We start from the raw sequence: 20296 nt of genomic DNA, 5'->3' as shown, positions 1-20296 counted from the left end.
TGGTCGTGATCGGACCCCACGCGGAGACGCTGCTCGCCCTCGTCGGTACCTACGGGGCCGTCGCCGTCTTCGCCGTCTTCGCCCTCGAAGGGGCCCTCGTAGGGAAGGTGTTACCGGCGCGGACGCTGTTCGTCGCGGCGGTGGTCGCCGCGGGCGTCGAGGCGGTCGCGGTGCTCCCGGTGTTCGCCGCGGCGGTGACCGGCGCGACGGTCGGGCAGTCCCTCCTCTTCGTCGGCGTCCGCCGGTTCGACGCGGACCCGACGTCGCTCCCCCTCGTTCCGGTCGGCGAGGCGCGGCTGGACGGCGCGGGGCGCTGGTTCGACCGGTGGGGGCTCCCCGCGGTGGCGGCCTCGAACGCGGTGCCCGGCACGCGCGGCTGGCTCGCCGTGCCGACCGCGAACGCCTCGTCTGTCACCGCGCCGCGGTTCGCCGCCGCGTCGCTGGTCGGGTCCGCCGCCTACGCCGGCGCGCTGCTCGCGGTCGGGCTGGCCGTCGGCTTCGGGCTCGACGGCGCGGTCGGCGCGTACGGGAGCGAGCTGGTCGCGGCGCTGTAGGCCGGGCAGACCCGTCCCGCCCTCACAGCACGGTCCCGTGTTTCTTCTCCGGCAGGTCCTTCTCCACGCCCTCGTAGAAGGCGAACCGGGCCGCGAGCTCCTCGCGGAGCGTCGACGGGGGGACGATCTCGTCGATGACGACCTCGCTGGCCATCCGATGGACGTCGATGTCCTCGCGGTACTCCTCGCGGAGGCGCTCCTCCTCGGCCGCGCGCTCGTCGGGGTCGTCGATCGCGGCGAGCCTCCGGGCGTAGACGGCGTTGATCGCGGCCTCGGGCCCCATGATACCGATCTCGCCCGAGGGGAGCCCGATCACGCTCTCGGGGTCGTAGGCGGGCCCGCCCATCGCGTAGATCCCCGCGCCGTACGCCTTCCGGACGACGACGGTCTGCTTCGGCACCGTCGCGGAGGAGGTGGCGTAGATCATCTTCTTCCCCTTCTCCAGGATTGCGTCCTTCTCGACCCCCGAGCCGGCCATGAAGCCGGGCGTGTCACAGAGGTACAACAGGGGGATCCCGTAGGCGTCGCAGGTCCAGATGAACTCCGCGGCCTTCTCCGCGGCGTCCGGGAAGATCGCGCCCGAGCGCTCCGTCGGCTGGTTCGCGACGACGCCGACGGGGCGGCCGTCGATCCGACAGAACGCCGTGACGATCTCCGGGCCGTACCCCTCCTTCAGCTCGAACACCGACTCCGCGTCGGCGATCCGGTCGAGCAGGTCGCGGGCGTCGTACGGGCGGTTCGGCGCCTCCGGGATCACCTCGTCGATCCCCTCGGGCGAGTATTTCGGGGGCTTCGTCTCGCGTTTCGGGGGCTTCTCGCCCGCCCGGTCGGGGAGGTAGCCGATCAGGTCGGCGACGAGCTCGCGGGCGTGCTCCTCGTCGCGGGCGATCAGGTCCGCGGAGCCGGACTCCTCGGCGTGGACGCGGGGGCCGCCCAGCTCCTCCAGCTCGATCTCCTCGCCGGTGACCATCTCCACCATCCGCGGGGAGGCGATCGCCATCGCGGACATCCCCTCGACCATCACGGTGAAGTCGGCGAAGACGGGCGTGTAGGCGGCGCCGGCGATACAGGGGCCGTAGAGGACGCAGATCTGCGGCACGGCGCCGGAGAGCATCGAGTGGTTGTAGTAGTACTTCCCGATCCCCTCGCGGTTGGCGAAGAAGCCGGTCTGCTGGTCGATCCGACCGCCCGAGGAGTCCATCAGGTAGAGCACCGGCTTGCCCGTCTTCAGGGCCCGCTGCTGCATCCGGAGGAACTTCTCGACGCCCTTCGCGGCCATCGACCCGGCCTTCACGGTGAAGTCGTTGGCCATGAAGTGGACGTCGCGCCCCTCGAACTCGGCGGCCCCGGTGAGCAGGCCGTCGGCGGGGAGGCGGTCGCCGGACCCCTCGGGCTCGTCGCCCTCGTCGTCGGCGTCGCGATTCGGCGCGTTCGGGTGCCAGTCGTCGAACGCGGCGAACTTCCCGTCCTCGAAGTGGAGCCCGGCCGGGTCGCCGTCGCTCGCGCTCGCGTCGCCCGCGCCGCGCGTCCCGCCCTCGCCGCCGAACCAGAGGTCAAGCCGGTCGCGGACGAACAGCTTCCCCCGCTCCGCGAGCCGCTCGCGGTACTTCTCCGGTCCCCCCTGCAGGATGTCGTCGATCTCCGCCCGGAGGTCGCGCTCGCGGTCGGTGGGGCCGAGGTCGTCGTCGAGGGGGTAGGCCGTCTCGGGGGGCTCGGCGCTCGCGGCGGGCTCCGCCGCGTCGCCGACGTGGACGTCGACGTCGACGCCGAGGTGCTCCGCGAGCGACTTCGCGATCGCCTCGGCCTCCTCCGGCGTCGCCGCCGCGCCGACGTGGACTCTCATGGGCGCAAGATTTGCGGAGAGTCCTAAACAGTTTTCCATGCGGGTTCGGACGCCGCCGACCCCGGCTCGGCGGCGCCGGTCAGTCCAGCGCCGCCTGCAGCCGCTCGATCAGCTCCTCGTTGCCGACGTACAGCGGCACGCGGTCGTGGACGCCCTCTGGCTCGACGTCGAGGATGTCGATCTCGCCGTCGGTGGCCGCGCCGCCCGCCCGCTCGACGACGTAGGCGATCGGGTTCGCCTCGAAGGAGAGCCGGAGCTTCCCCTCGGGCGCGTCGACGAGCGCCGGGTACGCGAAGATCCCGCCGTAGGTGAGCACCTGGTTCACGTCGCCGACCATGGCGCCGCCGTACCGGAGCTTCAGCTCGTCCTCGATCTCGCGGGCGTAGGCGGTGAAGTCGTCGGGCCAGTCCGGGACGCGCCCGCCGAACCCGTAGACGAGGGGGTGGTCGGGGAGCGTCAGGTCGGCCTCGACGACGGAGCGGGAGACGGCGGGGCCGTCGTCGCCACCGCCGCCGGGATCGGCCTCCACCACCTCCTCGCGGACGCCCGACTCGTCGGCGACGACCATCGTCGTGATCGGGCCGTAGAGGACGTAGCCGGCGGCGACGAGGTCGCGACCGGTCGCGGGCAGCGGGGCGTCGTAGACCCCGACGACGGTGCCCATCGCGTTGTTCGACCGGAGGTTCGAGGAGCCGTCGAGGGGGTCGATCGCGACCGCGTAGGGACCGCCGTCGCCGTCGCTCCCGACCGCGCCGCCGGCGTCGACGGCGGCCTCGCGCTCCTCGCTGACGAACGAGCCGACGCCGTCGATCGCGGTGATCGCCTCGCCGAGCAGCTCGTCGGCGTAGAGGTCGCCGGCCAGCACCGACTCGCCCGAGGGGTTGTCCGTCCCGCTCTCGACGCGGCGGCCGGGGAGCGCGGCGCGGATCTCGGGGGCGGTCGCGGCGACCGCGTCGAAGACGGCCTCGACGGTCGAGTCGGCGGGATCGGCGCCGCCGGGGTCGGCGTCGTCGTCGGCGCGGTCGTCGCCGGGGTCGGGATCGCTCATCAGTCGGCGCTCTCGGCGGCCGCGAGCGCCTCGACCGGGGACTCCTCGTCGAAGATCACGGCCTCCAAGGCGTCGAGGATGCGCTCGGGCTCGTCGCGCTGGAAGACGTTCCGGCCGACCGCGATCCCGGTCGCGCCCGCGTCGATGGCGTTCGAGACGTTCCGGAGGAACTCCTCGTCGTCGCGCATCGTTCCGCCGGACATCACGACGTTGGCGGGGCCGGCCATCTCGACGGCGTGGCCCATCGCCTCGGCGGAGCCGGGGTACTTCACCTTCACCACGTCGGCGCCGAGCTCCAGGCCGAGCCGCGCGCCGTACGAGATCACGTCCGGGCTCCCGTCGTTGCGGAGCCCCTGACCGCGCGGGTACGACCACATGACGACGCCCATGTCGTGGGCGCGGGCGCCCTCCTGGGCCCGGCGGAACTCCTCGGCCATCTCGACCTCGTGGTTCGAGCCGCCGTAGACGGTGAACCCGATCGCGTCGGCGCCGAGCTCGGCCGCGTACTCCGGCGTGCAGTTGACCGCGCTGTCCGGCTCGCCCATCCAGAGGTTCGAGGTCCCGTTGAGCTTCAACAGGAGGTTCACCTCGTCCTCGTAGTCCGGGTAGTACGCCTCGGCGAGCCCCTTCTGGACGGCCAGCGAGGTGACCGCCTCGTGGGTGGCGAGCTCGAAGATCCGCTCGGGGTCGGCCGTGTCCGGGTTCGGCTCGAAGTCGACCGGTCCGTGCTCGATCCCGTGGTCGTACGCCAGGATCAGCGATTTGCCGTCGCGGGAGATGTCGTCGGCGGCGTGAGGAAGCATCAGTACGTACTCCCGTTACATCGATAAAAAACGCTATGGTCGTTTCGGCGGACGTAAAGAAACGAATTCGGCGGGCTCGGCCCGCTTCGCTCGCGTTCAAAAGGGAGGTTCGCGTGGTTCATACTTACTACTCAGATAGTTAATTATCTCTCGTCCGAAACGATCCCCGCCGGAGCGGGTCGCGGTGGAGAAGGAGGTCGCGGTGGAGAAGGAGGTCGCGGTCGGGCAGGGGATCGCAACCGATTCGAGAGTCGCAACCGGTCGAGGAGCCGGAACCGACCGGAGGGATCGCGCCGACGGAGCCGCAATACTTACCAGCCGCGGCGGGGCAGCGATTCGCATGCGGGAGCTATCCGACATCGACGTCGTCGGCGTGGTAGGGGCCGGCACGATGGGCAACGGGATCGCGCAGGTCGCCGCGACCGCCGGCTACGAGGTCGTGATGCGCGACATCGAACGGGAGTACGTCGAGCGCGGCCTCGGAAGTATCGACGACAGCCTCGACCGGTTGGCGTCGAAGGGCGCCCTCGACGAGGACCCCGGTGCGATCCGCGACCGGATCGCGGGCACCACGGACCTCGACGACCTCGCGACCGCCGACCTCGTCGTCGAGGCGGCGGTCGAGGAGATGGACGTGAAACGGGACGTCTTCGCCGACCTCGACGACGTGACCGACGACGACGTCGTCCTCGCGACGAACACCTCGACGCTGTCGATCACGACCATCGCGAGCGCCACGGACCGCGCGAGCGACGTGATCGGCCTCCACTTCATGAACCCGGTTCCGGTCATGGACGGCGTGGAGGTCGTCGTCGGGGAGCGCACCGCGGACCCGGTCGTCGAGTTCGCGCACGCCTTCGCCGCGGACCTCGGCAAGGAGACGTGGGAGGCCGACGACAAGCCCGGCTTCGTCACGAACCGGATCCTGATGCCGTGGATCAACGAGGGCGTCCGCGCCTTCGACGAGGGCGTCGCCGACAAGGCCGACATCGACCGCGGAATGAAGCTCGGGACGAACGTCCCGATGGGGCCCTTAGAGCTCGCCGACCACATCGGCCTCGACGTGGTCCTCGACGCCAGCGAGACGCTCCACGCGGAGCTCGGCGACCGCTACAAGCCGGCGTACCTCGTCAAGCGCAAGGTGGAGGCCGGCGACCTCGGCAAGAAGACGGGGCGCGGGTTCTACGAGTACGGCGAGTAGGGGAAGACGAGGGAGACGAGAGAGGCGGCCGGGGCGCGCCCGACTCAGGCGCCCTTCGCGTCCCGGTCGTCGTCCGCGGTCCACCGGCGCGCGCCGGGGAGGAGCCCGACCAGTTTCGTCACGTAGCCGAACCGGAACAGCCCCAGCTGCGAGAGCGCGCCGAGGGCGAACACGGCGACGAAGGCCGGCGCGCTGACGTCGAACAGGAGCGGCTCGACCGACGGCCCGGCGGCGGCCGCGTCGAGCGTCGCGGGGGTGATCGACCGCGACGCGAACGCCGCGCCGATGAACGCGGTCGAGACGACGAGCGTCGTCCGGCTCAGGACGAACCCGAGCAGCGCGCCGACCGCGACGCCCGCGAGCGTCGCGCCGACCAGCAGGAGCGTCCCCTCGATCCCGGCCGCGTCGGCCGCGTACAGCGGGCCGACCGCGAACCGACCGGCGAAGCCGCCGACCAGCCCGCCGATGGCGACGACGGCGAACGAGAGCCCGGCGTACGCGAGGAAGCCGCCGACGGCGGCGCCGACCGCGACCGCGACGCTCGTCAGGACCAGCCCGTCGACCGCGAGCAGCCCGACGAGGCCCGGCGCGGCGAGGTAGCCCGCGCCGCCCCCGACGAGCAGCCCGGTCAGCGTGACGGCGTAGACGGAGACCGCGGCGCCGACGAACGCGAGGAGCAGCCCCGCGAGGACGAGTCCGGCGTTGACTGGGGTGAGCATACGCCCGGCTTTTCGCCGGCGACGGTTAAAAGCCGCCGGACCGGGCGGTCGCGGCGGTCCCGCCGCTGAGGGGACCGGTCGGTCCCGTCGACCTCACCGCGCCCGCCGCCCCGCCTGCCGGTCGACGTGACGGGTGTAACCGCCGACGGCGAGGCCGAAGCCGACGACGAGCAGCAGGAAGCCGAGCAGCCGGCTCGTCCCGATCGTCTGGGTCGCGAGGAGCAGGCCGAAGGCGAACGCGAAGACGCCGGCGACGGCCACCGCGACGTCGACGAGCGGCGACGGCTGGACGGTCTCGCAGTGGGGACAGACCCGGGCGTCGCTCGGGATCGGCTCGCGGCAGTCGACGCAGCGAACGCGGTCGTTCGGCACGTGGACGGGGTTGGCGGGTCACGAACTTATAAGCGATCGACCGCTACTCCGGTGTCGCTCTCCGAGCACTCCGCTGATCGTTTATAAATAAATCTCGCCCGATCGACGGTAGACGCCTCCGAAGTCCCGGCCGCTCGACTGTGCGTGACTGGCTGCGGATCGACGGTAGACTCCCACAAAGCCCCAGTCGCGAGACGGGCGCACGCTCGCTGTGCTCCTCAGTCGCTCGTTTCACTCGCTCCTTGCGGTGCTTACGTCGCCTGCGCCCGCCTCGCGACTGCCCCTTCGAGTCCCGCCCCGCACAGCACCGCAACCGCGCCTCACGCCTCCCCAGCCTCGGCGGACGGGTCAGCGCGGGCGATGCCGCGCTGACCCGCCGCCTCCCTCGCGGTCGCCTCGCGGCCGCCGGGGGCGGCCGCTCGGCGGCGCGCCACGGGGATCAGTCGCAGTCGGGACACGGATCGGTTGCGGTCGGGACACGGATTTCGTAGATAGCGGCGGTCGGTCGCCCTCAGTCCGCCGCGACCGCGCCGGCGTCGTCGCTCGCGCCGAGCGTCTCCTCGACCTGCGTCACGACCGCCGCGAACGCGACGACCGCGAGCGCCGCGCCGACCGCGAAGGGGACGACGAAGCCGAAGCCGACGAGCCAGCCGGACGCGAGGGGACCGAGCGCGATGCCGAAGCCGAATCCCATCGTGAGGACGGAGAGGGTCGTCCCGGACTCGCCCTCCCGCGCGAGGTCGCCGGCGATCGCGAGCGACGGCGCGAAGACGAACGCGACGGCGACGCCCTGTCCCAGCCGGACGAGCGTCATCACGATCGGGTCCGTGACGATCCCCTGCAGCAGCGTCGTCGGGACGAGGAGGACGAAGCCGGCGAGCAGGAACGGCCGGCGCCCGATCCGGTCGCTGGCCTGGCCGACCGGCACCTGCAGGAGGACGTTCGCGACGGTGACCGCGCCGAACTGGACTCCGAACCACACCGGCGCCTGGTCGAGCCGGACGTTCACCTGGTTCTGGAGCGTCGCGAACAGCGCGATACACATCCCCATCGCCACCGTCGCCAGCCCGAGCGCGAACACGGGGTCGAGCAGGCGGTCGCCCTCGCCCCGCACGCGGATCGAGAGGTCGTCGCTCGCCTCGCTGGACTCGGCCGCGTCGCGGACCAGGAGGAAGACGAGGGCGAAGCTGAGGTACGCCCCGCCGCAGGCGGCGGCGAAGGCGGCGTCGAAGCCGTCGATCACGGGGAGTCCGACCGCCGTGAGGTCGTACGGGCCCGCCTCGACGACGGCGCCGGCCAGCACCGGCCCGAAGCCGAAGCCGATCAGCCGGAAGGTGTTGTAGACGCCGAAGTTGCCGCCGCGGTCGGCGTCGGCCGCCGCGTACTCGTTGACCAGCGCGACCGTCGCGGGGATGATCAGGGACGCGCCGAACCCCTGTATCGCCCGCAGGACGACCAGCTGCCAGTAGACGGTCGCGACGGTGTACAGCCCGCTCGCGGTCCCCAAGAGGAGGATGCCGATCAGCACGAAGGGTCGCCGGACGCCCATCCGGTCGGAGAGCCGTCCGGTGACCGGCTGCGAGAGGCTGTTGAGGAAGCCGAACAGCGAGAGGACGATCCCGATGAGCAGCGGCTCGGTCACGGTGACCGACGCCGCGCCGACGCCGACCTCCGTCCCGAGGAGCGCGCTGACGTCGATCAGGTCGCTCGCGACGTACAGCGGCAGCACGACGATGAGGAAGGAGTTGCCGGCGGCCCCGACCATCCGGGCGAGCGCGAGCACGATGACCCGTCGGTCGGTGTCGGCGATACCGGAGAGCGTCCCCATTTTCTTCCGCTTCGGTCGGGATTACAAAGGCGTTTGCGAACGGCGGGAGTCGTTCCGGTTCCGGGCGGTCCGGTCCGACTCGCGGAGGGTCGAGGCGAGGAGGCCGTCGACTCCTACGCCTCCGCCAGCGGCGGGCGACGGCGCTCGATCCCGCGGATCTCGAACCTCGCGCCGCCCTCGGCCGACTCGGTCGCCGAGACGGTCCAGCCGTGGGCGGTGGCGATCTCCTGGACGATCGCCAGCCCGAAGCCGGTGTTCCCCTCGACGCCGCTCTGGCCGGGCTCGAAGAGGTCGTCGGCGACCCCCTCCGGGATCCCCGGCCCGTCATCGGCGACGTAGAAGCCGCCGTCGAGGTCGCCGACGCGGACCGTCACGTCCGGGCCGCCGTGCTCCACGGCGTTCCGGATGAGGTTCTCGAAGAGGTTCCGGAGCCGGTCGGGGTCGGCTAGCGCCTCGCGGTCGGTCTCGACCGCCAGCTCGGCCGCGCCGGTGTCGACTGTCTCCCAGCTGTCCGCGGCGACCGCCGCGAGGTCGACCGACTCGGGGTCGCCGACGGTGTCGCCCTCGCGGGCGAGGGTGAGCGTGTGCTCGACGATCGACTCGATCCGGTCGAGGGCGGCGGCGGCGGCGTCGAGGTGCTCGTCGGCCTCGTCCGTCGTCATCTGCGCCAGGTCGACGCGGCCCTGCGCGACGTTGAGCGGGTTCCGGAGGTCGTGCGAGACGATGCCGGCGAAGGAGTCGAGCCGCTCGTTCTGGCGTTCGAGCGCCGCCTCGCGCTCCTTGAACCCCGTGATGTCCTCCTGGAAGCCGACCCACTCGGTGACCCGCCCGTCCGCGTCACGGATGGGGGCGATGCTGACCCGGTTCCAGAACTCGGTGCCGTCCTTCCGGTAGTTCAGCAGCTCGACGCTCGTCGGCTCCTCGGCCTCGACCGCTCGGCGGAGCTCGGAGACGGGCTCCTCGTCGGTGTCGGGCCCCTGCAGGAACCGGCAGTTCACGCCGATCGACTCCTCGCGATCGTAGCCGGTCATCTCGACGAACCGGTCGTTGACGTACACCATCGGGTTGTCCGGCAGGTCGGGGTCCGTGATGGTGATGCCGACGGGCGCCTCGTCGAGCGCGCGGGTCTTCGTCTCCAGCTCCTCGCGCCGCTCCACCTCGTCCGAGACGTCGCGCAGGATACCGACGCTCCCCTCGAAGCACTCCCCGTCGTACGGCAGCGCCGCCATGTGGTCCCGGCAGGGGACCGGCTCGCCCTCCCTCGGGACGATGTCGACCGGGAAGTGCTGGACGTCGGGGCCGTCGTCGGAGAGGATGGTGCCGAGCCGGTCCTCCGCCTCCTCGACGGCCTCGTCGTCCTTGATGAAGCCCGGCGGACTGCCGATTATCTCCTCGCGGTCGTAGCCGGTCAGCTCCGCGAACGGCTCGTTGACGAACCGGAAGACGCCGGTCTCGTCGACGACGTAGACCGGGTAGCCGAGCGCCTCGATGACGGTGGAGTAGCGGTCCGCGATCTCCCGGGTGCGGTGCTCGTCGACCGCCTGGTGAACCCGGTTCGCGAGCCGGCGGAGCTGCTCCGGGCCGCCCTTCTGGAAGTAGCCGGTGACGCCGGCGTTGAGCGCCTGGCTCGCGATCTCCTCGCTCCCCTTCCCGGTGTACAGCACGAAGGGGATCGAGCGGTCGGTCTCGCGGAGCCGCTCGAAGAACGCCAGCCCGTCCATGCCGGGCATGTCGTAGTCGCTGACGATGCAGTCGAACCGACCGCCGTCGAGCTCGTCCAGCGCGTCCGAGGGCGACGTGACGCTCGTCACCGCGACAGACTCCAGTTCGCGTTCCAGGTACGCCTCCGTCAGGTCGAGCACGGAGGGGTCGTCGTCGACGTGTAACACGTCGATCCGTTCGGGCATGGCACCCGGTACGGGGCGGCCCGTTAAACGAATACCGCCCCGGGTATCAGTTCTGAGGATCGAACCGGCGGAGGGCGCGGGGCGGGGCCGGACGGCGGGACGCCGAACGACGAGACGCCGACCCCCGGTTCCACTACCGCCGCGCGTGGCTGATTCTTAAGGCGACGGGGCGCGGAGCCTCGGGCGATGGCGGGCGGCACGCTCCCCGGGACGGCGACCGACGAGGCGGACGGGAGCGACCGCGTCGTGTTCCACGTCGACATGGACTGTTTTTACGCCTCCTGCGAGCGCTTGCGGCGCCCCGAGCTCGCGGGCGAGCCCGTGGTCGTCGGCATGGGGTACGAGGAGGGCGAGACGATCGGCGCGGTCGCGACCGCGAGCTACGAGGCCCGCGCGTTCGGCGTCGAGAGCGCGATGCCGATCTCGGAGGCGCTCGACCTGCTCCCCCGCCGCGCCGACGCCGACCCCGACGACCCGGACGCGCCGGACCCCGAGGCGGCCGGCCGGTACCTCCCCGTCGACCTCGACTTCTACAAGGCGGTCGCGGGCGACGTGAAGGCCGTCCTCCGCGACTGCGCCGACACGCTCCGCGAGGTGAGCGTCGACGAGGCGTACCTCGACGTCACCGACCGGACCGCGTGGGACGTCGCCGGGGGGAGCGCGGCGGCGGGGGAGAGCGACGGCGGCGGTCCTCCGCCGAGCGCCGCGGCCGGCCCCGCCGAGGCGCGGACCCTCGCGGAGGGGTACGCCCGGCACGTCAAGGAGCGCATCGAGCGCGAGGCCGGGGTGCCGGCGAGCGTCGGCGTGGCGCCGAACATGTCGACCGCGAAGGTCGCCAGCGACGCCGACAAGCCGGACGGGCTCGTGGTCGTGCCGCCGGGCGCGGTCGAGTCGTTCCTCGCGCCGCTCCCGACCGCCGAGATCCACGGCGTCGGCCCCGTGACGGAGCGGACGCTCGCCGAGATGGGGATCGAGACCGCCGCCGACCTCGCGGCCGCCGACCCCGACCGCCTCGCCGACGAGCTGGGCGAGCGCGGCCCGGAACTGCACCGGCGCGCCCGCGGCGACGACGACCGGGAGGTCACCCCGACCGGGCTCCCCAAGAGCCTCTCGCGGGAGTCGTCGCTGTCGCCGACGGCGGACGAGGGGACGAAGCGAGAGACCGTGGCGGCGCTCGCGGCCGACGTGGCCCGGCGGACCCGCGAGCGCGGGTGCCTCTACCGCACCATCGGGATCAAGGCGGTCCAGCCGCCCTACGACGTCAACACCCGGGCGCGGAGCCTCCCCGGGCCGGTCGACGACCCCGACCTCGTGGAGTCGGTCGCGTTCGACCTCCTCGACGAGTTCGCCGACGACCGCGTCCGCAAGCTCGGCGTGCGCGTCTCCAACCTCGACTTCGCCGAGAGCGACCAGTCGACCCTCGGAGGGTTCGACGCGGGCGAGGGGACGGGGGGCGGAGGCGGGACCGCGAGCGACCGCGGCCGCGAGGGCCGGACGCGCTCGGTCGCCACCGACGGCGACGGCGGCAAGCTCACCGACTGGGTCGGCGGTGAGCCGAGCGCCGGGGACCGGGGCGAGACGGACGAGTCGCGGGACCGGCGGGCGAGCGAGCGCGGTGAGGGCCAGGCGTCGCTCGGGGAGTGGGGGTGAGGCTCGGCCGCGGGGCCGCCGACGAGGACCGTCGGCGACGCCGCGAGCGAGAGCGGTAGCGACGCCGGGACCGGCGCGTGGATTTATCAGGCGACCGCGACGATCCGGGAACGTGTCCCTCGCTCGCCGCGTCCTCCTCGGCTCGAATCGGAACGGCTCGCCGCGTCGGAACCGGCTCCTCGCCCCGCCGCTGTTGTTCCTCGCCTCCTTCGCCGCCTACGCGCTCGGGGTCTTCGAGGTCTCCGGCGGGGTCGTGTTCCTCGCGGGACAGGCGGCGCTCCTCGGCGCCGTCGCGGCCGTAGCCCTCGCCTATCGACGGGCCGGGCTGGCGCTCGCGTGGGCGGCCGTCTACGGCGCGCTCCTCGGGTACAGCGCCGACCACTACCTGCTCGGGCTCTCCGGGCGCCCGGCCGGGGAGCGAGTCGCCGCGCTGCTGTCGGTCGACGGCCTCGTCTTCGTCGGCGTCGAGGCCCTGGTCTTGGGCACGCTCGCGTGGGTCGCCGGCGCGGTCGCGGTCCGCGCGGTCGAGGCGTTCCGGGCTCGAAGCGGATCGGATCCGACCGAGTGAGGGGATTTAGGTGCCCGAGCGCCGACCCGGACGCATGGACGATCTGGCGTGGGAGACGCTCGGCACCGAGATCGACTACCGCTGTCCCGGCTTCGACGTGCGTCGCGACGAAGTGCGGTTCCCGGGCGGCGAGACCGACGGCTTCCACTACGTCGACGAGCCGCCGGCGGTCGTGGTGCTCCCGTTGACCCCCGACGGCGACGTCGTCGTCATCGACGAGTGGCGGCAGGCGGTCGGCCGGGTCAACCGCGGGCTCCCGGCCGGGACGGTCGAGCCGGAGGACGCCGCCGACCTCGAACGGGCCGCGGCCCGCGAGCTCGCCGAGGAGACGGGGTACGAGGCCGACGCCTTCGAGCGCCTGACGACCGTCGAGCCGACGAACGGGATGGCGGACGCGGTCCACCACCACTTCCTCGCGACGGGCTGCGAACCGACGGCCGAGCGCGACCTCGACCACAACGAGTCGATCGCGGTCGAGACGGTCCCGTACGACGACCTGCTGTCGGCCGTCGTCGACGAGGGGCTGCGCGACGGGCGGGCCGTGACCGCCGTGCTCTGGTACGAGCTGCTGCACCGGTGAGGCGGGAGTGGGGCCGGCGACGACCGCACCCGGGGCCCCGGCACGAACAGCCCTATTATGCGTGGGCCCGTACGCCGGGTAATGGCTGACCCCTCCAGCGACGACGGGAATCGACGGGAGCCGGGGGCTTCCGGCGGCGAACCGAGCGCTCCCGACGGCGGCGAGCCGGCGGACGGCTCGACCGCGCCCGGCGACGGGCCGGCGACCGCCGACGACGCCGTCGCCTCGACCGCGCCGGAGGGCCCGGGCGGTCGCGCCGTCGCGGTCGCGATCGGGACGGCCCTGCTCCTGGGGGTCCTCGGTCCCGCGATCGCCCTCGCCAGCGGGGGCGTGGTGCTCGGGATCAACACCGTGACCGGCGGGCTCCCGCTCGCCGCGAGCCTCGCGCTCACGCTGGTGTTGGGCCAGTACGTCGCGTTCGGCGGGCTGGCGCTCGGCTACCTCGCGTGGCGGGGGCTCGACCGCGCCGGGATCGTCGCGTACCTCGGGGTGCGGCGGCCGAGCCTGAAGGAGATCGGCCTCGTGATCGGGAGCTGGGCGCTCATCCTGGTCGCGATCACGGCCGTCTCGGCCGTGATCCAGCAGCTCGGCACCGAGACCGCGTCCAATCAGAGCGCGGAGCTGGCGATGCAGAACCCCGCGATCATTCCCCTCCTCGTCGCGGCGTCGTTCCTCGTGATCGGGCCCTCCGAGGAGATCCTGTACCGCGGCGTCGTGCAGGGGCGGCTCCGGGAGACGCTGTCGCCGGCGCCCGCGATCCTCATCGCCTCCGCGATCTTCGCGGCGGTCCACGTGATGGCGCTGACGGGCGGGATCTCCGGGCGACTCACCACAATCGCCATCCTCTTCTTCCCGAGCATCGTCTTCGGCGCGGTGTACGAGTACACCGGGAACCTCGTCGTTCCGGCGCTGCTCCACGGCCTCCACAACGCCGTCATCTTCACGATCCTGTACATCACCATCGCTTACAGCGACGAGCTCCGAGCAGCGGCCGGCGGCAGCGCGGCGCTGCTACCGGTTTGATTCGTCAGGCAGCGAATCGAGGGTTCCTTCGACGGCGACGGGATGTTGTAAGCGACTGAGGCGGCGGCGCGTGCCTCCGAGCACCCGCAGGGTGTGAGGAGCACGCGCGAGGGAAGTCGGTGGTCCGGAGCGAAGCGGAGGACCACCGACGAGGTTGGGGAGGCGTGAGGCTGCGGTCGCGGTGCTGTGCGGGGCGGGGCTCAAAGGGGCAGCCGGGAGGCGGGCGCAGGCGACGTAAGCACCGCAACGAGGAAGCGAACAAAGTGAGCGACCGAGTGAGGAGCGCAGCGAGCGTGCGCCCGTCTCCCGGCTGGGGCTTTGGAGGTGTTTACCGGGGATCCGGTGACACCCACGTGTAACCGAGCGGCTGGGGCTTTGGGGGTGTCCACCAAGACCGAACAAGCAATGAGTTATAACCAAACGAGCGAAACACCATCAGCTATCGAGTAGCGGTGGACTGAGGGGAGTAAGCCCCCTTCGGTTCGTCCCGACATTCGGCTGAGCGTCCGCGCCGTGGCCGGACTACCTTGTGGCGCGGACTTGCACCGGCGAGGATTCGCCGTTCCATCCGTTCCCGCCCGTCGATCCTCCTCGGGTTAACTCCCTTCCCTCGCGGGTCGGTTCGCTCGTTCGCGGGTGACCCCGCGAACGCCGCCGGTCGCCGAGCCGACCGAACGCGATTCACAGGTCGGGGCGGGGGGTGTCGTTGCTGTTCCAGAGCCAGCCGTCTCCGACTCCGGGCGTGTGCCCGGTCGCCCGTCCGGCCGGTGGGGGGACTTTCCTCATGCCGGAGGCACGGGAGTCGGGCTCCCTCTGTCCGGCCCGACGTTCGCCGGGGGCGCGAATAAGCGATTCGGTCGGGGGTCGGCCGAGCCCGATTGGCGGGCGAGACGGGGACGGTCGGAGCCGAGACGGGAACGATCGGAGCCGAAACGATGGCGATCGGGACCGAGACGGGGACGCTCGGCGGTGACGCCGTGCTATCGATTCGCAAGGGAAGCGTTCAAGTCGTCAGCAACGTAATGGTCCTTTATGTCCGAGGCCCAGACCGTTCAGCTGTCGTACGACGACGGTGCACGAGCGGTCGAACTCGCGCGGGAGGCGGTCGAGTCGTTCGTCCGACACGGACAACGCGAACAACCCGGCAGCATGCGCGAGGCGTTCTACGCCCGCACCGGGGCGTTCGTTCGACTGGAGTCCACCAGGGGCCGAGGCCGGCTCCGCGGCTGCGCCGGCGCGTGGGAGACCTCCGACCAGCTCGGCCACGCGATCGTCGAGGCCGCGATCAAGGCCGCCTCCGACGACTCCTGCGGCTCGGAGGTCGAGCCGCAGGAGCTCGACAACCTCACCGTCTCCGTGTTCGTCGTCTCGAACACGGTGCTCACCAACGACCCCCTCGCCGACCTGGAGATCGGCACCCACGGCGTCGCCGTCGACGGCGGCAACTCGCACGGCTGGCTCTACCCGACCGTGCCCGTCGAGAACGGCTGGTCCGGCGCCGAGTTCCTCTCGCGCGCCTGCCGGAAGGCGAAGCTGGCCCCGGACGCTTGGCAGGACGAGGAGACGATGGTGACGCTCATCGAGGGCCAGGTGTTCCGAGAGCGCGCCGACGGCGGCGCCGTCGAGGAGCTGTAACCGGCCGGAACCGCGGCCGATCCGCGCACTTCTTCGCCCCCTATCCGTCCGTTCCGTACCCGACCGCCTCCGCGTCCGCGAGCGCGCGCTTTGTCGCGCCCGCGAGGTCGGCGATGTCGTCGGCGACGACCTCGCCGTCGCGGATCGCCGGCTCCATGAGCGACTCCGCGTCCTCGGGGCCCGAGCGGTCGGCGAGCCCGACCGCGTGTGCGCCGTCGGCGGTGCGGTAGACGGCCTTCGCGCCCGAGAGCTTGCCGCGCTTCGCGGCCGGCTCGCCGTCGACGGCGACGACATCGAGCGCGAAGTCGACCGGGTCGGCGTTGGAGACGTACCCGCCCACGCCGAAGCCGTCGACGACGTCCCGAAGCTCCCGGAGGTCGGCGGGACCGAGCCCGCCGGAGACGTACACGTCGACGTCGGCGTGGCCGCGGGCGTCGAGCTCCCACTGGACTTCGCGAACGATGTGTCTGAAGTCGCCGCGGCGCGAGCCGGTGGTGTCGAGCCGGACGCCGTCCAGCCGGTCGCCGAGCGCGTCGACCGCCCGGAGCGTCTCGTCGACCTCGTCGGAGTAGGTGTCACAGAGCGCGATCCGGGGCACCGACTCGTCGACGGCCTCGTCGAAGGCGCGCCACGCGGCCTCCTGTGCGCCGCGGCCGAAGCAGATGGAGAGCGCGTGGGGCATCGTCCCCGACGCCTCCCGGCCGATGAGGTCACCGGCGGCGACGTGCGAGAACCCGTCGAACCCCGCGACGAGCGCCGACCGCTCGACCGCCGCCGTCATCGAGGGGTGGACGTGGCGCGCGCCGAAGGAGAGCACCGACGACTCCGGCGCCGCGACCCGGCAGTCGAGCGCGGCGGTCGCCATCCCCGAGGCGTGCGAGAGGAAGCCGAGGAGGGCGGTCTCCAGCCGCGCGAACGCGAGGTACGGCCCCTCGATCCGCATCACCGGGCCGCCGTCGAACAGCCGGCCCTCGGGGACCGCGTCGACGTCGACGTCGCGCCCCTCCAACAGCGCGAGCGCGTCCTTCAGCCCGGCGAACAGCTCGAAGTCGCCGTCGGGGAACTGGTCGGCGGTCACCTCGGCGACGACCCGCGGGTTCCGGCCGGCGCCCTCCAGCGCGGCCTCGGTCCGCTCGAAGTAGGCGTCCGTCGCCCGACCGTCGCGGATCGCGGCCGCGTCGACGATGTCGAACTCGGTCATGTCACGGAACAGGCCCGCGCGAGAGAAAAGCGGTCCGGGTCCGACGCCGACGCTCCACCGACCTCCGGCCCGCCGGCGCCGGTCAGTCTCGGGTCCGGCGCGCGAGCAGCGACACCGCCGCCAGCAGTCCGAGGAGGGCGGCGACGACCCCGAACCCGGGGGCCGCGTCTCCGGTCGAGGCGTCCGGTCCCGACGAGCCGTCGGCGTCGTCGCCGTCGATCCCCTCGTCGGTCCCGTCGTCACCGTCCGAACCGCCCTCGTCGCCCGCGCCGCCGTCGCCGGTGTCATCGGTCCCGTCGCCGTCGGTCGCGGGCGGCGCGAGGTCCGCGTCGGGACGCACTTCAAGGACGCCGTCGGGCGTCGGGGCGTGCGCGATCGTCACGCGAGTCCCGTCGCGCACGACGCCGTAGGCGCCGGGGAAGTCGCCGCCGTCGATCTCGTACACCCGGCCCGCCTCGTACTCGTCGCCGCCGTGAGCGGTGATCATCGTGACGTACGTCTCGCGGAAGTCGGCGGCGTCGCCGGGGGTCTGCCACTCCGTCACCCAGACGTAGCCGTCGCGGGCGTCGTCGCCGTCGCCGGCGCGGTACGGGTAGAGCTCGTCGCCCGCCCAGCCGTCGGTCGACTCGTGGGCGTAGTTGTAGTTCGCGCGGGTCCGGAGCTCCTCGTCCGGCCGCGTGTGGATCCGGACGTTCTCGCGGGGGCTCGCGTCCGGGTCGAGCACCGGGTACCCGTACTCGAAGCTCTGGTACCAGAACATCACGAACATCGACGCCTCGCCGGTCGTCTCAGCGCCGTCGACCCCCTGGTCGGGATACGTCTCCCACTCGCCGGTCGCGGCGTCCTCGAACGTCACGTTACGGGTCTCGTACTCTGGGTTCCGGTGGATCACCTCGGCGGTGCTCCCCGGCGGCTCGGTCATCGTCTCGTTGACGGCCTCCCACCCGCCCTCGTCGACCAGCTCCTCGACGTAGAGCGCGCCGTCCGAGTACGGCTGGAGCACGGTCTGGAGGATGCCGAAGTTGAAGTCGGCCGGCGACCCGCCGCCCCCGCCGCTCGGCGCGTCGAGGCAGGTCCAGTCGGCCGCGCAGCGGGCGGCGTACAGCTCCTCGACGTGAACGGCCTCGCCCTCGACGATCCCGTCGACCGCGAGGTCGCCGTCCTGCGTGGCGCCGGCGTATCGGGGCCGCGTGAGGTCGTGGTACTGGTCCTGCATCCCGTGGACGAGCTCGTGCGCCAGCGTCGAGGGGTCGATCCGGGCCTCCTCGCCCTCGGGGACGACGAGGACGATCCGGTCCTGCGCCGGCGAGTAGAAGCCGGAGACGGCGCCGCCGAACACCGCGTCGATCTCGTCGTTCGCGTTCTCGTCCTCGCCGACGACGAACAGCGCCTCCCACACCTGGTCGTTCCAGCGCCGGAACGCCTCGTCGGTCGAGCCGTTCCCGCCGCTCGCGGTGTCGTTGGCGTACTCGCTCCGGGTGACGGTCGCGACCGGCACGTCCTCCCGGAACGGCCGCTCGCGGAGGTGCTCGACGCGCGCCATCGTCAGGTGCGTCAGCGCCTCCAGCTCGGACTCGTTGAGCCCGTCGCTCTGGTTGAAGGAGAGCTCCTCCTCGTAGTGGGTCCCGTTCCAGCAGCCGACGAGGTCGGCGCCGTCGCCGGCCTCGCACTCGGCCGCGGTCGCGCTGGCCGGCGCGGCGCCCCCGGCGGCCGCCGAGTTGACCGCGACGCTTTCGGCGACCGGACCGGCGGCGACCGGGCCGGCGGCGGCGACCCCGCCGACGCCGAGCGAGAGGAGGGCGATCGCGGCGGCGACGACCGAGAGGGTGAGAACCCGTCGCATAGGGGCGATTACGACCGACCGGATAAGTAGTTTGTCGGTGCGGCGGCTCCGGGGGCGCCGTCGGTGCGGCGGTCGGCCCGGGGACGGTCCGCGGTGGCGGCCCGGACGCACCCGGCGGTCGGCCCGGACGCACCCGGCGGTCGGCCCGGACGCGCCCGACGGTCGCCCCCGCTCCGGCTTCGGATTTTTGGGTCGCGACGCCCAACCGTCGCCCATGCCGTACGATCCGACCGAAACCGCGGTGATCGTCGTCGACATGCAGAACGGGTTCTGTCACCCGGACGGGAGCCTCTACGCCGAGCCGAGCGAGGCGGCGATCGGGCCGGTGACGGCGCTGGTCGAACGGGCGCGCGAGGCCGGCGCGAGCGTCGTCTACACCCGCGACGTCCACCCGCCGGAGCAGTTCGACGACGCGCACTACTACGACGAGTTCGACCGCTGGGGCGAGCACGTCGTCGAGGGGTCGTGGGACGCCGAGCTCGTCGAGGGGCTCGACGTGGGCGAGGCCGACCACGTCGTCGAGAAGCACACCTACGACGCCTTCTACAACACCGATCTGGAGGGACACCTCGACGCGCACGGGATCTCTGACCTGCTGATCTGCGGGACGCTCGCGAACGTCTGCGTCCTCCACACCGCCGGCAGCGCGGGGCTCCGCGACTACCGGCCCGTCGTCGTCGAGGACGCGCTGGGGTACATCACCGAGGACCACCGCGAGTACGCCGTCGACCACGCGGACTGGCTGTTCGGCGAGACGACGGCCCTCGGGGACGTCGAGTTCGCGGAGGCGTGAATCGGCCGGCGCGTCGTTATCAGCCGCGCAAATCGGCGTGTAACCCTTTTGAACCCCGGCGGGAACGGTCGGGTATGGAACTCTCTCGACGCGGGATGCTCGCGGGCGTCGGCGCCGCCTGCGCGGTCGGCGCCGTCGGGTTCGCCGGGGCGACGGCGGTGTCGGACGGCGGGGCCGCGAGCGACGCCGGCGCGGGCGGCGGCGGACCGATCGACGGCGACCCGGTGGGCGGGGGTTCGGCCGGGGCGGGCGAGAGCGGCGGCTCGGCCGGCGCGGTCGACGCCGACCCGGACGCCCCGTTCGAGGCGCGGCTCCTCCGCGACGGGGAGGTCGACCGGCGGCTGTTCGGCGCGGCCGACCTCGACGAGGTGGAGGGCGTCTTCGACGGCGACGGCGAGTACCTCGTGTACGTCGCGCTCGACGGCGACGGGGTCGACGCCTTCCAGGAGCGGCTGGCGGCGTCGGGCGCGGTCGGCGAGCCGGAGCGGTTCGTCGCGTCGATGACGCTCGACGGGACCGAGGTCCGGCGGGTCGAGCTGGACGAGCCGACGGTGAGCGCGCTGACCGACGACGGGTGGGGCGGGGTGCTGACGCTCCCGTTCGGCGAGGAGCGCGTCGCGGAGTCGGTGTACGAGTCGCTGGCGGCGACCTGACTCGTTAGGGACGACGGTGATGACCGGGGGGCGATCCGCGGCGCGGAGGGGGATCTGTTATGCCTCCGGCGTCGG

General features: G+C 72.4%; 18 protein-coding genes and 1 other RNA gene. 9 read left to right on the top strand and 10 right to left on the bottom strand.

The window, feature by feature from the left end:
* The first annotated feature begins 5 nt into the window (after positions 1-5).
* Complete coding sequence (locus ACFQMF_RS01225) at positions 6-554, top strand: DedA family protein (RefSeq protein ID WP_256407809.1); 549 nt, start codon at positions 6-8, stop codon at positions 552-554.
* 22 nt (positions 555-576) lie between these two features.
* Here ACFQMF_RS01225 and ACFQMF_RS01220 read toward each other — a convergent pair whose 3' ends face one another.
* From ACFQMF_RS01220 to ACFQMF_RS01210, 3 genes are all read right to left on the bottom strand, one after another.
* Positions 577-2397 carry an acyl-CoA carboxylase subunit beta gene (locus ACFQMF_RS01220; protein ID WP_256407297.1) on the bottom strand — a complete coding sequence of 607 codons (1821 nt, stop codon included), beginning with the start codon at positions 2395-2397 and terminating at the stop codon, positions 577-579.
* A 79-nt stretch (positions 2398-2476) separates the two neighbouring features.
* Positions 2477-3445, bottom strand: a complete 969-nt coding sequence (locus ACFQMF_RS01215; RefSeq protein ID WP_256407296.1) for a class 1 fructose-bisphosphatase — start codon at positions 3443-3445, stop codon at positions 2477-2479.
* Positions 3445-4248 (bottom strand): class I fructose-bisphosphate aldolase, encoded by an 804-nt coding sequence (locus ACFQMF_RS01210; protein WP_256407295.1) that lies wholly within the window; start codon positions 4246-4248, stop codon positions 3445-3447. The genes ACFQMF_RS01215 and ACFQMF_RS01210 overlap by 1 nt, the downstream gene beginning before the upstream one ends.
* 340 nt (positions 4249-4588) lie before the next feature.
* Between ACFQMF_RS01210 and ACFQMF_RS01205 the strand changes: the two genes are divergently transcribed.
* Positions 4589-5449: a 3-hydroxyacyl-CoA dehydrogenase family protein gene (locus ACFQMF_RS01205; protein WP_256407294.1), complete on the top strand. Its 861-nt coding sequence runs from the start codon at positions 4589-4591 to the stop codon at positions 5447-5449.
* Positions 5450-5493: 44 nt separating this feature from the next.
* Here ACFQMF_RS01205 and ACFQMF_RS01200 read toward each other — a convergent pair whose 3' ends face one another.
* The 4 genes from ACFQMF_RS01200 to ACFQMF_RS01185 all read right to left on the bottom strand — a co-directional run bounded on the left by ACFQMF_RS01200 (position 5494) and on the right by ACFQMF_RS01185 (position 10275).
* A complete protein-coding gene (locus ACFQMF_RS01200; protein WP_256407293.1) occupies positions 5494-6168 on the bottom strand; it encodes a phosphate ABC transporter permease in 675 nt (224 codons plus the stop codon).
* Positions 6169-6261: 93 nt separating this feature from the next.
* Complete coding sequence (locus ACFQMF_RS01195; RefSeq protein WP_256407292.1) at positions 6262-6540, bottom strand: zinc ribbon domain-containing protein; 279 nt, start codon at positions 6538-6540, stop codon at positions 6262-6264.
* A gap of 511 nt (positions 6541-7051) precedes the next feature.
* The gene (locus ACFQMF_RS01190) at positions 7052-8368 is read right to left on the bottom strand and encodes an MFS transporter (protein WP_256407291.1); all 1317 of its coding nucleotides are present in this window, start codon (positions 8366-8368) and stop codon (positions 7052-7054) included.
* A gap of 113 nt (positions 8369-8481) precedes the next feature.
* Positions 8482-10275, bottom strand: coding sequence for a PAS domain-containing protein (locus ACFQMF_RS01185; protein ID WP_256407290.1), 1794 nt, complete (start codon positions 10273-10275; stop codon positions 8482-8484).
* A gap of 186 nt (positions 10276-10461) precedes the next feature.
* Between ACFQMF_RS01185 and ACFQMF_RS01180 the strand changes: the two genes are divergently transcribed.
* The 4 genes from ACFQMF_RS01180 to ACFQMF_RS01165 all read left to right on the top strand — a co-directional run bounded on the left by ACFQMF_RS01180 (position 10462) and on the right by ACFQMF_RS01165 (position 14096).
* Positions 10462-11925 (top strand): Y-family DNA polymerase, encoded by a 1464-nt coding sequence (locus tag ACFQMF_RS01180; protein WP_256407289.1) that lies wholly within the window; start codon positions 10462-10464, stop codon positions 11923-11925.
* Positions 11926-12037: 112 nt separating this feature from the next.
* Positions 12038-12493, top strand: coding sequence for a hypothetical protein (locus ACFQMF_RS01175; protein WP_256407288.1), 456 nt, complete (start codon positions 12038-12040; stop codon positions 12491-12493).
* A gap of 34 nt (positions 12494-12527) precedes the next feature.
* On the top strand, positions 12528-13073 hold the full coding sequence (locus ACFQMF_RS01170; protein ID WP_256407287.1) for an NUDIX hydrolase: 546 nt from the start codon (positions 12528-12530) through the stop codon (positions 13071-13073).
* Positions 13074-13154: 81 nt separating this feature from the next.
* Positions 13155-14096 carry a CPBP family intramembrane glutamic endopeptidase gene (locus ACFQMF_RS01165; protein WP_256407286.1) on the top strand — a complete coding sequence of 314 codons (942 nt, stop codon included), beginning with the start codon at positions 13155-13157 and terminating at the stop codon, positions 14094-14096.
* 455 nt (positions 14097-14551) lie between these two features.
* Here ACFQMF_RS01165 and rnpB read toward each other — a convergent pair.
* Positions 14552-14914: RNase P RNA component (gene rnpB, locus ACFQMF_RS01160), an RNA gene on the bottom strand.
* A gap of 214 nt (positions 14915-15128) precedes the next feature.
* Here rnpB and ACFQMF_RS01155 point away from each other — a divergent pair.
* Complete coding sequence (locus ACFQMF_RS01155) at positions 15129-15731, top strand: TIGR00296 family protein (RefSeq protein WP_256407285.1); 603 nt, start codon at positions 15129-15131, stop codon at positions 15729-15731.
* A gap of 40 nt (positions 15732-15771) precedes the next feature.
* On the opposite strand, the gene ACFQMF_RS01150 is transcribed toward ACFQMF_RS01155, so the two are convergent.
* Together ACFQMF_RS01150 and ACFQMF_RS01145 are read right to left on the bottom strand one after the other, a co-directional pair.
* Entirely contained in the window at positions 15772-16932 is a 1161-nt protein-coding gene (locus ACFQMF_RS01150; protein ID WP_256407284.1) for a nicotinate phosphoribosyltransferase, read from the bottom strand.
* A gap of 82 nt (positions 16933-17014) precedes the next feature.
* The gene (locus ACFQMF_RS01145) at positions 17015-18775 is read right to left on the bottom strand and encodes an Hvo_1808 family surface protein (RefSeq protein ID WP_256407283.1); all 1761 of its coding nucleotides are present in this window, start codon (positions 18773-18775) and stop codon (positions 17015-17017) included.
* Between the two features lie 214 nt (positions 18776-18989).
* Here ACFQMF_RS01145 and ACFQMF_RS01140 point away from each other — a divergent pair, with 214 nt between their 5' ends.
* Both ACFQMF_RS01140 and ACFQMF_RS01135 read left to right on the top strand, forming a co-directional pair.
* Positions 18990-19568 (top strand): cysteine hydrolase family protein, encoded by a 579-nt coding sequence (locus ACFQMF_RS01140; protein WP_256407282.1) that lies wholly within the window; start codon positions 18990-18992, stop codon positions 19566-19568.
* A gap of 74 nt (positions 19569-19642) precedes the next feature.
* Positions 19643-20221, top strand: coding sequence for a hypothetical protein (locus ACFQMF_RS01135; protein ID WP_256407281.1), 579 nt, complete (start codon positions 19643-19645; stop codon positions 20219-20221).
* Positions 20222-20296 lie beyond the last annotated feature (75 nt).

This window comes from Halorubrum rutilum (assembly GCF_042665015.1).
Taxonomy (GTDB): Archaea; Halobacteriota; Halobacteria; order Halobacteriales; family Haloferacaceae; genus Halorubrum; species Halorubrum rutilum.
The sequence above is the reverse complement of the archived record's forward strand: the minus strand, read 5'-3'. Positions and strand labels throughout refer to the sequence as shown.

What these genes read in the sequence shown, in the direction of transcription:
- ACFQMF_RS01220 (WP_256407297.1), bottom strand. Translation starts at nt 2,397, where the DNA reads ATGAGAGTCCACGTCGGCGCGGCGGCGACGCCGGAGGAGGCCGAGGCG.
- ACFQMF_RS01215 (WP_256407296.1), bottom strand. Translation starts at nt 3,445, where the DNA reads ATGAGCGATCCCGACCCCGGCGACGACCGCGCCGACGACGACGCCGAC.
- ACFQMF_RS01210 (WP_256407295.1), bottom strand. Translation starts at nt 4,248, where the DNA reads ATGCTTCCTCACGCCGCCGACGACATCTCCCGCGACGGCAAATCGCTG.
- ACFQMF_RS01205 (WP_256407294.1), top strand. Translation starts at nt 4,589, where the DNA reads ATGCGGGAGCTATCCGACATCGACGTCGTCGGCGTGGTAGGGGCCGGC.
- ACFQMF_RS01200 (WP_256407293.1), bottom strand. Translation starts at nt 6,168, where the DNA reads ATGCTCACCCCAGTCAACGCCGGACTCGTCCTCGCGGGGCTGCTCCTC.
- ACFQMF_RS01190 (WP_256407291.1), bottom strand. Translation starts at nt 8,368, where the DNA reads ATGGGGACGCTCTCCGGTATCGCCGACACCGACCGACGGGTCATCGTG.
- ACFQMF_RS01185 (WP_256407290.1), bottom strand. Translation starts at nt 10,275, where the DNA reads ATGCCCGAACGGATCGACGTGTTACACGTCGACGACGACCCCTCCGTG.
- ACFQMF_RS01180 (WP_256407289.1), top strand. Translation starts at nt 10,462, where the DNA reads ATGGCGGGCGGCACGCTCCCCGGGACGGCGACCGACGAGGCGGACGGG.
- ACFQMF_RS01170 (WP_256407287.1), top strand. Translation starts at nt 12,528, where the DNA reads ATGGACGATCTGGCGTGGGAGACGCTCGGCACCGAGATCGACTACCGC.
- ACFQMF_RS01165 (WP_256407286.1), top strand. Translation starts at nt 13,155, where the DNA reads ATGGCTGACCCCTCCAGCGACGACGGGAATCGACGGGAGCCGGGGGCT.
- ACFQMF_RS01155 (WP_256407285.1), top strand. Translation starts at nt 15,129, where the DNA reads ATGTCCGAGGCCCAGACCGTTCAGCTGTCGTACGACGACGGTGCACGA.
- ACFQMF_RS01150 (WP_256407284.1), bottom strand. Translation starts at nt 16,932, where the DNA reads ATGACCGAGTTCGACATCGTCGACGCGGCCGCGATCCGCGACGGTCGG.
- ACFQMF_RS01145 (WP_256407283.1), bottom strand. Translation starts at nt 18,775, where the DNA reads ATGCGACGGGTTCTCACCCTCTCGGTCGTCGCCGCCGCGATCGCCCTC.
- ACFQMF_RS01140 (WP_256407282.1), top strand. Translation starts at nt 18,990, where the DNA reads ATGCCGTACGATCCGACCGAAACCGCGGTGATCGTCGTCGACATGCAG.
- ACFQMF_RS01135 (WP_256407281.1), top strand. Translation starts at nt 19,643, where the DNA reads ATGGAACTCTCTCGACGCGGGATGCTCGCGGGCGTCGGCGCCGCCTGC.